Raw genomic sequence first — 14,001 nt, forward strand, 5'->3', positions numbered from 1 at the left:
AGCTCAATGAAATCAACGGTGTATCGCTATTAATTCAATAGCAAAAAACACCGTTGATCCTTTCGCCGCTCATCCGTCAGAGCGGCCGGCTCAGGTCACTCCGGTACGGCGATCGCACCGCTCGTGATGTTGATCGCATTGCCGTTCACGGGGGTGGCCGCGATGGCCGGCACGTTGGCAGCGGTGATGGCGGGCGCGCTGCCCGGCGTGCCGCCGCGCGGCACCGTGCGCACCACCTGGCTGGCGGGCAGCGCCGTGCCGTTGGCCAGGTGGTCGTACATGGCGTCGAGCGCGCGGTTCAGGTACACGTGCAGCGGGATGTAGCGCGAGTCGTAGCCCGCCAGCACGCCGGGCAGGCCGATGAAGCTGTCGAAATGCTGGGCGTTCGTCACTTCGATGTAGCGCAGGCGGCTGGTGGAGCCTTCCACCCGGCGGTTCAGCGCGGCGTAGGGGCGCGAGGTGTGGTTGACGGGCAGCAAGGCATTGGAGCGGCCGTGCACGATGATGGCCGGCTTGCCGCGCAGGTTGCCGCTGCGGCGCGTTTCGTCCACGCCGGCCTGCAGCCTGCGGGCTGCGTCGTCGGTGCCGGTCACCAGGTTGCGCAGGCACAGCGCGCCTTCCAGGTTCCAGTTGCGCACGCCGGCCGCGTTCTGCGACAGCACATCGCGCGCAGGGCCGCCCTGGCTGCGGTTGTTGACGAGTTGCACGCCTGCCGATGGCGGCACGCCGTTGCCGGTGGCGAACATGTCGGCCAGCGCCGCGGGCGCCAGGGGCGTGACCGCGCCCTGCGCCGTGGTTGCCGCGAAGCTGTAGCCACACAGGTTGTCTTTCACGCTGGAGCGCGAGAGCGCATTCGCGAAGGTCACCGCCACGGCGGGCACGACCTCGAAGCCGGCGAGCGATGCGTATTGCGCGACCGATTCGGCCTCCCAGCCGTAGGCGCGCATGCGGGCCAGCGCCTGTTCGGCCAGCGCGACGGTGCTGCCGCCGGTGATGAGCCCCTGCGCGCGCAGCGCTTCGCAGCGGTTGGATGCGATGGGCAGCGACGGGCTGGCAAAGCCGATGGCGAAGGTGCTGGCGTAAGGGCTGTCGCTGATGGAGGGCGCCAGCGCGGCGCACGCCTGGTACAGCTGCGCGTAGGTGGTGTAGTCGATCAGCGTGCGGCTGTTCACCGTCACGTCCGCATTCCCGCGGCGCACCGTGACGCCGGGGTTGGCCGGCAGCTCCACCGCAGGTTCCGACACGGCCACGCCGCCAATCAGGCCCTGCGTGTCCTGCTCGGCCGCGGCGATGGCAGCGGCCCCGCCGTTGGACAGGCTGGAGGCGATGACGATGGTGTTGGTCGGCTTGAACGTGCGCAGCCGCTGTCCGCCCGGGGACAGGTCGCCGAAGCGCTCGTTGATGACGTAAAAGCCCATCTCCACCGCCCGCAGCGTGGCCAGGCCCCAGTCTTTTTCAGGGTTCTGGCCCGAGTGCGCATGCTTGAAGGCGAAGCGGTTGGGCGTGGCGGTGTTGAACGCGGCCAGATCGGCGGCCGACAGGCCGGCGTTGAACGCGGCGCTGGTGCCCGCCGAGGTGGCCGAAGCGCGCGTGCCGTCGATCAGCGGCACGGTGTCGGCCTGCAGGTCGTGCGGGGCGGCGCCGGTGCCCTTGTCGGTATAGGCCACGGCGCAGCCGCGCTTCAGGCCCCATTCGCCGGTGGACATGCCGCCGTAGATGCCGCGCGAGCCCGAGGCCGTGGCGGTGATGATGCAGGGCTTGGCCGGGTTGAAGGTGTCGGGCACCTGCACCATCAGCGTGACGTTCTGGCGGCCCGAGCCGTCGTCGTAGTAGGCGATGGTTTCGGTGCCGGCGATCTTGCCCTCGCCCGCCGTCACGCGGCCCTGCGCATCCACATTGGGACCGTAGAGCGTGCCGTAGCCGCCCGCCGCCGTCATGTCCAGCAGGGCGCGGTAATTGGTATAGATGGCATTGCGGCGCATTTCGCCGGCCGTGGGCTGGTCGCCCTCGTAGCCCGGCGCCTGCGGATCGGCCAGGCCCGTGCGGCCCAGGCCGGCCGTCAGCAGGTCGTCGTCCACGCCGTCGTAGGCCGCCTGGCGCAGGCTGGCCAGATAGGAGGGACGCACGTTGAAATCGAAGTCGACGGTGTTGCCGCCACCACCGCCGCAAGCGGCCAGGAGGGCGGCGGTCAGGGCGGCCAGGGCGATGGCGCGGGGAATGAGCGGTCGCATCGGGAAATCTCCTGCAGCGGGGAAACGGAATGAAATTGTCGTGGGGAGTATGCAATGCGCCCTCAGGGGTGATGCCAATGGCGCGGCACCACAAGGCGTTGCAACTTTTCCAGCGCGAATCATGCCACGCTGAGGAATTTGCGCCAAAAACAATGCGAACCATTCGCAATATCATTTAAAATCGCGGCCTTGCAAAACAGCGCCCTGGTGGGGAGCCCCGGGGGTCCGTCCCCGGGGCGTTCGCTGCGCCCCGCTGGCTTTGCGCGGCGGCCCTGCCCCGCCATCACCCTCCCGATTGCGCCCCGCCCATGCCACCCACCGATCAACCGACCCATCTGCGCCCCACACCCGGCGGCTTTCTTCCACTGTGGGGCTGGCCGATCGCGCTGGGCCTGCTGACCGCCACCGGTTTGCTGAGCGCCCTGGTGAGCGATGGGTGGGGAGATGTCTGGTCCTGGATCGCCCTGGGCCTGCCGGTGGCCGTGATGGCATGGTTCGGCCTGCGCCGACGTTCCTCTCAGCGCTGAAACGCCTGCGGCCCGATGCCTCGCCCCATGCTGGCCCGATGCCCGCCGCCCGCCGCCCGCCGCCGCCGCGCCCCAGTCTCGCTGCCTTGCCGCGCCGCTGTCCTGATCTCTTCCCTTCCTTGCCCTGATCCATGTCCATGAACCAGCACACCCCCATCGCCCTGGCCGTCGCAATGGCCCTCGCCACCTTCGCGGGCCATGCCAGCGCCCAGGCCGCGGCAGCGCCTGCGGATGCACCGACCCTGCCGACCGTGACGGTGGGCGCCAGTGCCGACGCTTCGGCACAGGGCCTGTCGCCCGCCTATCCCGGCGGCCAAGTGGCGCGTGGCGGGCGGGCCGGCATTCTGGGCACGCGCGATGCGATGGAGACGCCATTCAGCATCACCAGCTACACCAATGAGCTGATTCAGGACCGGCAGGCGCGCAGCGTGGGCGAAGTGCTGCAGAACGATGCCGGCGTGCGGCTGGCGCGCGGGTTCGGCAACTTCCAGGAAACGTACTTCATCCGCGGCTTTTTGCTGGATTCGGACGACGTGGCCTACAACGGCCTGTACAGCCTGCTGCCGCGCCAGTACATCGCCACCGAACTGTTCGAGCGCGTGGAACTGCTGCGCGGCGCTTCGGCATTTCTGAATGGCGCGGCGCCCAACGGCGGCGGCATCGGCGGTGCGATCAACCTGCTGCCCAAGCGGGCACCGAACGAGCCGCTGTCGCGCGTGACCGTGGGCACGGGATCGGGCGGCTACGGCATGGTGTCCACTGATATTGCACGCCGCTTCGGCCCCGACCAGAGCACCGGCATCCGCCTGAACGCGGCCTACCGCGACGGCGACACGGCCGTCGACCATGAAAAAAACCAACTCGGCCTGCTGTCGGTGGGACTGGACTGGCGCAGCCGCGACGTGCGCCTGTCGGGCGACATCGGCTGGCAGGACAACAAGCTCAAGGGCACGCGCACCAATGTGTCGCTGAGCGGCGCGAACGCCAATTTCATTCCGGCCGCACCGGACGCCTCGGCCAACTTCTCGCAGCCCTGGACCTATTCCAACGAACGCGATGTGTTCGGCACTTTCCGCGGCGAAGTGGACATCACCCCCGACATGACGGCCTGGGGCGCATGGGGCATGCGCCGCAGCGAAGAATCCAACTCGCTGGCAAACCTGACCGTGAACGATTCGACCACGGGCGCAGGCAGCACCTACCGCTTCGACAACACCCGCAAGGACCGCGTGAACACGGGCGAGCTCGGCGTGCGCGGCAAGGCCCGCACGGGCAGCGTGGGTCACGAATGGGTGGCCTCGGCTTCGTACTTCGAGGCGGAAAAGGACAACGCCTATGCGTTCGACTTCCTGAACACGCGCCCGGGCAGCCTGTATGCCTACACGCCCTACGCCCAGCCCGCCTTCAGCGCGAACGCGGGATACGGCGGCGTGCTGGCCAACCCCAACCTGAACGGCCGCACGCGCATGACCAGCTTCGCGCTGGGCGACACCCTGTCGTTCGTGCAGGACACCGTGCTCGTCACGCTGGGCCTGCGCCACCAGAAGCTCGACATCGCCGACTACGCCTACGGCACCTCGGCCCTCACGAACCGCTATGAGCAAAGCCGCACCAGCCCGCTGGCCAGCGCCGTGTTCAAGGCCAGCAAGCAGCTGTCGGTGTATGCCAACTACGTCGAGAGCCTGAGCAAGGGCGAAGCCGCGCCCGCCACGGCCAACGGCACGCCGGTGGTCAACCGCGGCGAGCAGTTGTCGCCCTATGTCGCCAAGCAAAAGGAAATCGGCCTCAAGTACGACGCCGGCCGCATCGGCGGCTCGCTGGCGCTGTTCAGCACGACCAAGCCGCGCGCCATCGTGAATGGGGCCAACGTGTTCACCGCGTCCGGCAAGGACCGCCACCAGGGCGTGGAGCTGAACGTGTACGGCGAAGCCATGCGCGGCCTTCGCGTGCTGGGCGGCGCGACCTGGCTCGACGCCAAGCAGCGCGAGACCGGCAATGCCGCGCTCAACGGCAACCGCGTGATCGGCGTGCCGCGCCTGCAGGCCAACCTGGGCGCCGAGTGGGACGTGCCCGGCGCGCAAGGCCTGGCGCTGGATGCCCGCGTGGTGCGCACCGGCGCCACCTACGCCAACGATGCCAACACCCTGCGCGTTCCCGCTTGGACGCGCCTGGACCTGGGCGTGCGCTACGCCACCGAATGGAGCGGCCGCCTGGTCACCCTGCGCGCCCGCGTGGACAACGCCACCGACCGCAACTACTGGGCCTCGGCCGGCGGCTACCCAGGCTCCGGCTACCTGGTGGTGGCGGCGCCCCGCACGTTCACGCTGAGCGCCAGCGTGGATTTCTGATCCACGCCGTCACGACACACACCGCATCGCACCGCACCGCACCAACCCTCGCCCGACCATGCTGACTGCACGCTCCCTCAAGACCTGGACCTGGCTGCACAAGTGGAGCAGCCTGGTCTGCACCGTGTTCATGCTGCTGCTGTGCCTGACCGGCCTGCCGCTCATCTTCCACCACGAGATCGGACACCTGCTCGGCACGGAAGTGGAAGCGCCGCCGATGCCGGCCGGCACGCCCCACGTCAGCCTGGACCGGGTGCTGGAAGTGGCGCGCGCGCAGCACCCCGACCGCGTGGTGCAGTTCGCCTCGCAGCCCGAGGACAGCACCGACCTGTGGTTCACCACGCTCACGCCCACGCCGGCCCCCACGGACGATTTCCGCTCGGTGGCGGTGGACGCGCGCACCGCGAAGGTGCTGGCGCAGCCCCGCTTCGACGAGGGGTTCATGTACGTGATGTTCAAGCTGCACGTGGACTTGTTCGCCGGCCTGCCCGGCAAGCTGTTCCTCGGCTTCATGGGCCTGCTGCTGCTCGTGGCCATCGTCACTGGCGTGGTGCTGTACGCGCCCTTCATGCGCAAGCTGCGCTTCGGCGAAGTGCGGCGCGAGCGTTCCACCCGCGTGAAGTGGCTGGACCTGCACAACCTGCTGGGCATCGTCACGCTGGTGTGGGCCTTCGTGGTGGGCGGCACCGGCATGATCAACACCTGGGCCGACCTGCTCATCAAATACTGGCAATACGACGAGCTGAGCGCGCTGCTGGCGCCTTATCAAGGCCAGGCGGTGACGCCCGTGGCCGAGCGCGCTTCGGTGCAGAAGTCGTTGGACGCCGCGCTGGCCCGTGCACCGGGCACCAAGCTGTCGTTCATCGCGTTTCCGGGCACGTCCTATTCCAGCCCGCACCACCACACCTTCTTCCTGCGCGGCAACGAGCCGCTCACCTCGCGGCTGCTGCAGCCCGTGCTGGTGGATGCCAAGACGGCCGAGGTCACCGCAGCTCCCAAGTTGCCGTGGTACCTGACGGCGCTGCTGGTGTCGCAGCCGCTGCACTTCGGCGATTACGGCGGCATGCCGATGAAGATCATCTGGGCCTTGCTGGACATCGCCACCATCATCGTGCTGGGCAGCGGCCTCTACCTGTGGCTGGGTCGCCGCAAATCGAGCGCCGCGGCGACGGCAGGCGCCGCTGGCGCAAGCCCTGCCAGCGGCGAGGCCACCCTGGCCTCCCCGCTGACGGCACGCACCCCCGTCAGGCGGTAGCCACGGCCAGACGGCGCGCGGCCCAGCCGCGCATCACGCGGGGCACGATCAGCACGGCCACCACGATCACCATCAGCGCCAGCGACATCGGGCGCGTGACGAAGATGGACCAGCTGCCCTCGCCGATCGAAATGGCGTTGCGCATCTGGGCCTCGGCCAGAGGGCCGAGGATCATGCCCACCACCACGGGGGCGGTGGGGAAGTCGAAGCGCCGCATCAGCACACCCAGCAGGCCGATGCCATACAGCAGGAACAGATCGAAAGCGCTCTGGCGCATGCCGTAGGCACCCACCGTGGCGAAGATCAGGATGCCCGCGTACAGCTGGGGCTTCGGAATCTTGAGCAGCTTGACCCACAGGCCCACCATGGGCAGGTTCAACACCAGCAGCATCACGTTGCCGATGTACAGCGAGGCGATCAGCGCCCACACCAGCGTGGCCGACGTGGTGAACAGCTGCGGGCCGGGGTTGATGCCGTAGTTCTGGAACGCGCCCAGCAGAACCGCCGTGGTGTTGGAGGTCGGAATGCCCAGCGTGAGCAGCGGAATCATCGCGGCGGTCACCGTGGCGTTGTTGGCGGCTTCGGGGCCGGCCACGCCTTCGATCGCGCCTTCCTTGCCGAACTCGGCCTTGTCCTCGCCCTTGGCCAGCTTTTTTTCCATCGCGTAGCTGAGGAAGGTCGGGATCTCGGTGCCGCCGGCGGGAATGCAGCCGAACGGCGTGCCGATCAGCGTGCCACGCAGCCATGCGGGGATGGACCGCTTCCAGTCGCGCTTTGTCATGTGCACGCGGCCCATGCGGTTGCGCGATTCGGTCACGCGGCCTTCGTACATCGCGGCATGCAGCACCTCGGCCACGGCGAAGAGGCCCACCGCCACCAAGACGATGTCGATGCCGTCCAGCAGCTCGGGCTGGCCGGCCGTGTAGCGGGCCGCGCCGGAAATCTGGTCCATGCCGATCAGGCCGGCGGCCAGGCCCACGAACAGTGCCGTCATGCCGCGCACCGTGCTCTTGCCCAGCACCGCGCTCACCGTGGTGAACGCCAGCACCATCAGCATGAAATATTCCGGCGGCCCCAGGCGCACGGCGAAGTCCGCCACGTAAGGCGCGAACAGCGTCACCACCACCGTGGCGATGGTGCCCGCCACGAACGAGCCGATCGCCGCAGTGGCCAGCGCGGCGCCCGCGCGGCCGCTCTTGGCCATCTTGTTGCCCTCCATGGCGGTGACCATGCTCGCGGTCTCCCCCGGCGTGTTCAGCAGGATCGACGTGGTCGATCCGCCATACATCGCGCCGTAGTAGATGCCGGCAAAGAAGATCATCGAGGCCGTCACTTCGACCTTGGCCGTGATCGGCAGCAGCATGGCCACCGCCACGGCGGGGCCGATGCCCGGCAGCACGCCCACGGCCGTGCCGAGTGCGCAGCCCACCAGGGCCCAGAGCAGATTGGCCGGAGTGGCCGCGGTGGCGAAGCCCGCCAGCAATGCGTCGAAAATTTCCATCACAGCCACCCTGTCTGCGTGAGCCCTGGCAGATTGATCGCCAGGAATTGCGTGAACATCCAATACACCGGCGCAGAGATCAGCGCCCCCGTGAGTACATCCGTGCCCCAGGTGCGGGCGCTACCGGCCGCGGGCTGGCCCGCAGCGCGGCGCAGGCCCTGCACCGCCAGCACGTAGCACAGCGTGCAACTCAGGATGAAGCCCACCGTGGCGATCAGCGCCGCATTCAGCAGCAGGCCGGCCGACACCCAGACGAACGCCGCCTTGTTGGCACTGGCCGCACCGCCCGGGTCATCCATGGAGCGAAAGCCGCCCGAAAGCGCCTCCCACACCAGCACCGCGCCGCACAGCGCCAGCACAACCGCCACCAGCCAGGGCAGGAAGTTGGGGCCCACGCCGCCGTAGCCGGCGTTGGACGGAATGCTCAGCGCGCCGAAGGCCAGCGCGGCGGCGGTCAGCACCACGGCGGCGCCCACGGCGGCCTGCAGCCGCGCGCCCGGCGCCGCACCAGCGGCGGCATCCATCGAAGGAGGAGAAGAAGGGGAAACGATTGGCTCCGGCATGCTCAATGTCCTTGGCACCCCGGGGCCACCGTGCCCGGAATGCATCGATCAGCGCTAGGGGCCCGGCGGCCGCGCAAGGCGCGGTGCCCAGCCCCGGCGAAGGGGCGGCACCGCAGGATGGGAACGAACGCCCGTCAGACCATCCCGGCCTTGACCATGGTGGCGCGCAGGCTGGCGAACTCGGTATCGACGAACGTGCCGAACTCGTCGCCGGCCATCCAGGCAGGGGTCCAGTCGTTCTTTTCCATCGACTCGGCCCAGCTCTTGCTCTTGAGCGCCTTGTCCACCATGGCGATCAGGGCCTTGCGCTGCTCGGCGGAGATGCCCGGGGCGGCATACACGCCGCGCCAGTTGCCGATCTCCACGTTGATGCCTTGCTCTTTCAGCGTAGGCACCGACGAACCCTTCAGGCGCTGGCCCGAAGTCACCGCCACCGGCACCATCTTCTTGGTGTTGATGTACTCGGCCATCTCGCTGTAGCCGCCACCGCCGATGGTCACGTTGCCGCCCAGGATGGCGGCGATCGCCTCGCCGCCCCCACGGAACGCCACGTAGTTGATCTTGGCCGGGTCCACGCCAGCTTCGCGGGCGATCATGGCCGCCGCGATGTGCTCGGTGGAGCCGCGCGAGCCGCCGCCCCACTTCACGCTGCCCGGGTCTTTCTTGAGCTGCGCCACGACCTCGCCCATCGTCTTGAACGGCGAACTCGCGGGCAGCACGAACACGTTGTATTCGCTGGTCAGCCGGGCGATCGGCGTGGCCTGTGTCAGGTTGACCGGGGGCTTGCCGGTAATGATGCCGCCCAGCATCACGGCGCCCATGACCATCAGTGCGTTCGGGTCGCCCTTGCTGGAATTGACGAACTGCGCAAGGCCGATGGCACCCGCCGCGCCGCCCTTGTTGTCGTAAGTGACGGAAGACGCCACACCGGCGTCCTGCATCGCGCGGCCCAGGGCGCGGCCCGTGGTGTCCCAGCCGCCGCCGGGGTTGGCGGGCAGCATCATCTTGACCGCATTGGCAGCCTGCGCCGACAGGGGCAGCGTGCCGGCAGCGGCCAGGGCCGCCAGGGATTTGAGGAAGGTATCGCGACGCATCGTTGTCTCCTTATTAGTTGTACGAACGGGCCGATGATGCGCGCCGTTCCTGTCAAACGGCTGTCCACGCGCTCAGGGTAAACACCCATCTTCGGGACCGCTGCGAGCGGTGCTAAGGTGCCGCGCATGCAACTGCTCCTCGTGGAAGACGACCCGGCCATGCAGGCCACGCTGCAACGCTCCCTGAGCCGCCGGGGCATGGAAGTGACCGCCCTGGGCGACGGCCGCGCCGCCCTCGCGCAATGGACCGCACGCGCCCCCGACGTGGTGGTGCTGGACCTAACCCTGCCCGGCCTGGACGGCCTGCAAGTGCTGCAGCAGGCGCGCGCCAAAGGGCTGCGCACGCCCGTGTTGCTGCTCACCGCGCGCGGCACCGTGGGCGACCGCGTGCTCGGCCTGAACGCCGGCGCCGACGACTACCTGCCCAAGCCGTTCGACCTGGACGAACTGGAAGCGCGGCTGCGCGCCCTGGTGCGCAGAACCGGCGAGGCACCTGAAGCCAAATCGGCCTCCAGCGCAATCAACATCGCGGCAATACGCTATGAAAAAGATAGCGGCGCCATCTATCTGGGCGACCAGGTCATGGAGTTCACCCCGCGCGAACTGGCGCTGATGCACGCCCTGCTCGCCCAGCCCGGCCACGCAGTGACGAAGGAGCGCCTGTACGAACTGGTCTTTCCGGGCCAGCTGGACGTGCAGTACGAGGCCATCGAAGTCGTGGTCTACCGCCTGCGCAAGAAGCTGGTGGGCACGGGCCTCACGCTCATGACGCTGCGCGGCCTGGGCTACCTGCTCAAGGCCGATGCATGAAGCGCGCCGCAGCGCGCCCCCGCACCCGTTCGCTGCGCCGCCAGCTGCTGGTGGGCATCCTCGTGCCGGCTTCGCTCTTCATCGCCTACAACACCCACAGCCTGTACCGGCAGACGCTGGCGTCGCTGCACACGGCCTATGACCGCACCTTGCTGGCATCGGCCAAGAGCATCAGCGAACAGATCGATGTCACGGGCTACGACGACGCGGCGCAGTTGCGCGCCATCGTTCCGTACTCCGCACTGGAGGCGTTCGAGGCCGACAACCAAAGCCGCATGTTCTACCGGGTGTCCACGCTGCAAGGGCAACTGGTTTCGGGGTTCGACGAGCTGCCCTTCTGGCACGGCTCCATCCCCGCCCGCCCGCCGTACGCTGCGCTGGTGGACTTCTACGACGACCAGTTCCGCGGTCGCCCGGTCCGCGTGGCCGTGCTGCTGCAGCCCGTGGCCACGCCCCAGGGGCGCGGCATGGCGGTGATCCAGGTGGCCGAAACGCTGGAACTGCGCCAGACCCTGGCGCTTCAGATTCTGTGGACCACGCTGGCCCGCCAGGCGCTTCTGGTGCTGGCCATCGCCGTCATCGTCGTGCTGGTGGTACAGCAAGCCACGCGCCCGGTGCGCCAGTTGAGCGCGCGCCTGCAGAACCGGCCCGAAGACGACTTGCGCCCCATCTCCGCCCCCGCCGCCCCGCGTGAACTGCAGCCGCTCATCGAGGCCACGAACCACGTCATGCTGCGGCTGTCGCACCTGCTGGCGCACCAGAAACGCTTCGTGCGCGATGCATCGCACCAGTTGCGCACGCCCCTGGCCGTGCTCAAGACGCAGGTGCAATCGGCCCTGCGCGGCGATGCGCCGCCGGAGCAGGCCTTGCATGAAATCAGCGACACCGTCGAGCGAGCCACGCTGCTGGCCAACCAGATGCTCGCGCTGGCCAAAGTCGAGCAACTGCGCCAGCAAAGCGCCCCCCCGGTGACACGGCTGGACGACGAACTGCGCGCCATCGCGCTCGAACTTTCGCCGCTCATCGCCCAGCGCGATCTGGACTTCGGCATCCACACCGATCCCGCGCCGGTGCAAGCCCACGAATGGATGCTGCGCGAACTCACCCGCAACCTGCTGCACAACGCGATCCGCCACACGCCGCCGTCCGGCGTGCTGTCGGTCGAGCTGCGCACGGATGGGCGCCATGCGGCGTTGACGGTGGCCGATACCGGCGCGGGCATCGACGCTGAACTGGCCCAGCGCCTGTTCCAGCCCTTCTCCGCGGGCGACGTGCGCACCGGCTCGGGCCTCGGCTTGGCGATCTGCCGGGAAATCGTTCAGGCCCTGGGCGGGCAGATCGAGTTGTCCAACCGCATGGAGGGCTCCCGCATTGCCGGGCTGGACGCCGTGGTGCGGCTTCCGTTGGCATCCTCCGACAATCCAGCGCCCGCCGATCGGAAGAAAATCACCGCATGAATGCTCCTGAATCGATGCGCCTGGACAAATGGCTGTGGTGCGCCCGCTTCTACAAGACCCGCTCCCTAGCCGTGGAAGAGATCGGCAAAGGCCGTGTCACCGTCAACGGCCAGGCCACCAAGGCTGCCCGCGAATTGCGCCCCGGCGACAGCGTCGCCTTGAAGCAAGGGCCAATGCAGCGCACCGTGCTCGTGCGGGCGCTGAGCGGCATGCGCGGCCCGGCGCCAGTGGCGCAATTGCTCTACGAAGAAACGGCGGAAAGCATCGCCGCACGCGAAAAGGCCGCCGAGCAGCGCCGCCTGGCCCCTGAACCCGCAGCCAGCTTGCAAGAAGGCCGGCCCACCAAGCGGGACCGCCGCAACATCGACCAAGCCCGCGACTGGGGCAGCCGCTGGAGCGCCTCCGCCGACGACTGAGCGGGTCAGGCTTGCTTTGATGGTTTGAAGTCGTTGCGCTGCTCTCAGCGCAGCTTGGCTTGGCTTTTCTGACCTTTTCTGGCTTTGCTGACTTGTGTCGACGAAGCTGAATCAACGCAGAAAAGAAAATGCCCGCACGAGGGCGGGCAAAGTCGGGCAGGCATTGCGGCCTGGTCACAGCCCGGATTCCGTAGGGGAGGCGATGCCCCCGTCAGGTGGAATCCATTTTGGACATGTCCCTTACTGCCTGCTGACAGCCCAAAAAAAGATAGCCCGCACTAGGCGGGCTAAAACTTGCTAAAGAGCAAGAAAGGGAGGTGTCGGCTGGAGGTGCCGACGGGGTGAATCATAAATTCAAAACAGCCATCCTCAACAGAAATATCGTTTCACTGAACGGAATGTTGCTAATTTGCTATTAACGCTACCTTGGCATTCGAATTTGACAGGTATCACTTTCGATTTCAGCAAATGAAATTCAGCTACATCACGGATTTGAATCCGTAAAGAATTAACCATACGTCACGAAAACCGCACTTCGTTACACCAAAGCAACGCTGCCTGACTCTCTAGTCAGGGTTCTCCTACGCCTCAGTACGTGGTGAAAGCGCAACCTTCCGAGGCACCCAAAAGGTCAAAGGTGCTTCTGTTTGTGACCCACAAGACGAGGAGATAAGCCATGCATAACAACAACGTCCAAAAAAACCAATTCACCCAGCGCCGACGCGCTTTCTTGCCGATGGAAGGTGCAATTAATTCAGTGCTGGACGCCAGTGCAACGTCAGACGCCAACGGCTTCACAAAGCCCCAGCCTCAAAAAAACGAACGTTGATCGCCACTTCCTTTTCACCCAAGGGGAGCTCGCGGCGGGCTCCACACGTTTAAGCAAAACCATTCACCAGCCCATGGAAAACTACCCAGCAAGGAGCGCGCGACACCGCGGCCTCATGCAACAGTTCACACCTTTGAACCTATCGACCGATTGGGCCGATTACAGCGTCGTGAAGGCTCGCGGCGTACGTGTGGTCGCGCTGTCGGGACAGGCGCCCTACTCCACCAACGACTACACGGTGGAAAACGCCGTCGGCTGCATCGAGATCACCGGCGGAAAAGTGGGTGTCCACGGCACGATGTTGCTCATCGGATTCACTTTGGACGCCGATCCGCCTCCCCCTGCGTTCGATATCGTTTCCGGCGATGCGATCGGCATGATCACCCTTCCCGCCCATTGCTTTGCAGCCTATGTCGCCATCGCCAACACGACGGGTGCGCATTTTCGACTGGGGGGAGATGGGCGATTGAACGCACTCGCCACCGACGCAGCATCGCTGTATCTGCCATCTGCTCCCTAGCAATTCATTCGTGACGCGGCCCAGCGCAAGAGCCGCGTCTATTTTTTACCCGCACCCGCGCTTCTCACTTCTCTCAGCCCCTTCTCTCAAGCCCCGTGCTTTAAGAGGTAGCCGTGAGAAGCCTGCCGCAGCCACGCGGCAGACTCCTCTCTCACATACTTTTCAAGCCGTTGATGGGCATTTCTGTTGTGGCTACCTCGACGCGGCCGATTCGGCAGAAGGGGCTGCTCCAACGGGCGCACCCATCGCTTCCCGGCCCTGCGGTGTTGGCGTGTCGGAACGCTGAGGTGCAGATCCTTGCGTTGTCGGGTCGCCTGACGGCCCGCCGGTCTGATTGGCTCCCTGCTGCATTGAAGGCGTATTGCTGCCCTGCCCTGGGGATGTTGGCATGTCGGGCCCTCTGACGTTGAAGAAAACGACGGCGGCGACCACGATGGCCACGCCACACAA

The 14,001-nt window shown here is 67.0% G+C and carries 12 protein-coding genes; 8 read left to right on the top strand and 4 right to left on the bottom strand.

Going from position 1 to position 14,001, the window contains the following annotated elements; genetic code table 11:
- Positions 1 to 95: 95 nt before the first annotated feature.
- Positions 96 to 2,231, bottom strand: coding sequence for a D-(-)-3-hydroxybutyrate oligomer hydrolase (locus BLT03_RS02180; RefSeq protein WP_092739820.1), 2,136 nt, complete (start codon positions 2,229 to 2,231; stop codon positions 96 to 98).
- A 308-nt stretch (positions 2,232 to 2,539) separates the two neighbouring features.
- Here BLT03_RS02180 and BLT03_RS02185 point away from each other — a divergent pair, with 308 nt between their 5' ends.
- From BLT03_RS02185 to BLT03_RS02195, 3 genes are all read left to right on the top strand, one after another.
- Positions 2,540 to 2,758, top strand: a complete 219-nt coding sequence (locus BLT03_RS02185; RefSeq protein ID WP_092739822.1) for a hypothetical protein — start codon at positions 2,540 to 2,542, stop codon at positions 2,756 to 2,758.
- A gap of 137 nt (positions 2,759 to 2,895) precedes the next feature.
- Positions 2,896 to 5,106: a TonB-dependent receptor gene (locus tag BLT03_RS02190; RefSeq protein ID WP_092740092.1), complete on the top strand. Its 2,211-nt coding sequence runs from the start codon at positions 2,896 to 2,898 to the stop codon at positions 5,104 to 5,106.
- A 58-nt stretch (positions 5,107 to 5,164) separates the two neighbouring features.
- On the top strand, positions 5,165 to 6,361 hold the full coding sequence (locus BLT03_RS02195) for a PepSY-associated TM helix domain-containing protein (RefSeq protein ID WP_434802321.1): 1,197 nt from the start codon (positions 5,165 to 5,167) through the stop codon (positions 6,359 to 6,361).
- Here the strand turns inward: BLT03_RS02195 and BLT03_RS02200 are convergent.
- The 3 genes from BLT03_RS02200 to BLT03_RS02210 form a co-directional block, all read right to left on the bottom strand.
- Positions 6,351 to 7,862: a tripartite tricarboxylate transporter permease gene (locus tag BLT03_RS02200; RefSeq protein WP_092739824.1), complete on the bottom strand. Its 1,512-nt coding sequence runs from the start codon at positions 7,860 to 7,862 to the stop codon at positions 6,351 to 6,353. The genes BLT03_RS02195 and BLT03_RS02200 overlap by 11 nt on opposite strands.
- Entirely contained in the window at positions 7,862 to 8,386 is a 525-nt protein-coding gene (locus BLT03_RS02205; protein ID WP_245711211.1) for a tripartite tricarboxylate transporter TctB family protein, read from the bottom strand. The genes BLT03_RS02200 and BLT03_RS02205 overlap by 1 nt, the downstream gene beginning before the upstream one ends.
- A gap of 173 nt (positions 8,387 to 8,559) precedes the next feature.
- Entirely contained in the window at positions 8,560 to 9,519 is a 960-nt protein-coding gene (locus tag BLT03_RS02210; protein WP_092739826.1) for a Bug family tripartite tricarboxylate transporter substrate binding protein, read from the bottom strand.
- A 126-nt stretch (positions 9,520 to 9,645) separates the two neighbouring features.
- Here BLT03_RS02210 and BLT03_RS02215 point away from each other — a divergent pair, with 126 nt between their 5' ends.
- The 5 genes from BLT03_RS02215 (at position 9,646) to BLT03_RS02230 (ending at position 13,551) form a co-directional block, all read left to right on the top strand.
- Complete coding sequence (locus BLT03_RS02215; protein ID WP_092739828.1) at positions 9,646 to 10,329, top strand: response regulator transcription factor; 684 nt, start codon at positions 9,646 to 9,648, stop codon at positions 10,327 to 10,329.
- Complete coding sequence (locus BLT03_RS02220; RefSeq protein ID WP_092739830.1) at positions 10,326 to 11,786, top strand: sensor histidine kinase; 1,461 nt, start codon at positions 10,326 to 10,328, stop codon at positions 11,784 to 11,786. Before BLT03_RS02215 ends, BLT03_RS02220 begins: the two co-directional genes overlap by 4 nt.
- Positions 11,783 to 12,202, top strand: coding sequence for an RNA-binding S4 domain-containing protein (locus BLT03_RS02225; protein ID WP_092739832.1), 420 nt, complete (start codon positions 11,783 to 11,785; stop codon positions 12,200 to 12,202). The genes BLT03_RS02220 and BLT03_RS02225 overlap by 4 nt, the downstream gene beginning before the upstream one ends.
- 676 nt (positions 12,203 to 12,878) lie before the next feature.
- Positions 12,879 to 13,031, top strand: a complete 153-nt coding sequence (locus tag BLT03_RS24375) for a hypothetical protein (protein WP_175537631.1) — start codon at positions 12,879 to 12,881, stop codon at positions 13,029 to 13,031.
- A 115-nt stretch (positions 13,032 to 13,146) separates the two neighbouring features.
- Positions 13,147 to 13,551 (top strand): hypothetical protein, encoded by a 405-nt coding sequence (locus tag BLT03_RS02230; RefSeq protein ID WP_175537632.1) that lies wholly within the window; start codon positions 13,147 to 13,149, stop codon positions 13,549 to 13,551.
- Positions 13,552 to 14,001: the final 450 nt, after the last annotated feature.

It is taken from the genome of Paracidovorax valerianellae, from assembly GCF_900102625.1.
Taxonomy (GTDB): domain Bacteria; phylum Pseudomonadota; class Gammaproteobacteria; order Burkholderiales; family Burkholderiaceae_C; genus Paracidovorax; species Paracidovorax valerianellae.

Bases quoted from the DNA above. Each gene is read 5' to 3' on its own strand.
- BLT03_RS02180 (WP_092739820.1), bottom strand. From the start codon at position 2,231: ATGCGACCGCTCATTCCCCGCGCCATCGCCCTGGCCGCCCTGACCGCC.
- BLT03_RS02185 (WP_092739822.1), top strand. From the start codon at position 2,540: ATGCCACCCACCGATCAACCGACCCATCTGCGCCCCACACCCGGCGGC.
- BLT03_RS02190 (WP_092740092.1), top strand. From the start codon at position 2,896: ATGAACCAGCACACCCCCATCGCCCTGGCCGTCGCAATGGCCCTCGCC.
- BLT03_RS02195 (WP_434802321.1), top strand. From the start codon at position 5,165: ATGCTGACTGCACGCTCCCTCAAGACCTGGACCTGGCTGCACAAGTGG.
- BLT03_RS02200 (WP_092739824.1), bottom strand. From the start codon at position 7,862: ATGGAAATTTTCGACGCATTGCTGGCGGGCTTCGCCACCGCGGCCACT.
- BLT03_RS02205 (WP_245711211.1), bottom strand. From the start codon at position 8,386: ATGGATGCCGCCGCTGGTGCGGCGCCGGGCGCGCGGCTGCAGGCCGCC.
- BLT03_RS02210 (WP_092739826.1), bottom strand. From the start codon at position 9,519: ATGCGTCGCGATACCTTCCTCAAATCCCTGGCGGCCCTGGCCGCTGCC.
- BLT03_RS02215 (WP_092739828.1), top strand. From the start codon at position 9,646: ATGCAACTGCTCCTCGTGGAAGACGACCCGGCCATGCAGGCCACGCTG.
- BLT03_RS02220 (WP_092739830.1), top strand. From the start codon at position 10,326: ATGAAGCGCGCCGCAGCGCGCCCCCGCACCCGTTCGCTGCGCCGCCAG.
- BLT03_RS02225 (WP_092739832.1), top strand. From the start codon at position 11,783: ATGAATGCTCCTGAATCGATGCGCCTGGACAAATGGCTGTGGTGCGCC.
- BLT03_RS24375 (WP_175537631.1), top strand. From the start codon at position 12,879: ATGCATAACAACAACGTCCAAAAAAACCAATTCACCCAGCGCCGACGC.
- BLT03_RS02230 (WP_175537632.1), top strand. From the start codon at position 13,147: ATGCAACAGTTCACACCTTTGAACCTATCGACCGATTGGGCCGATTAC.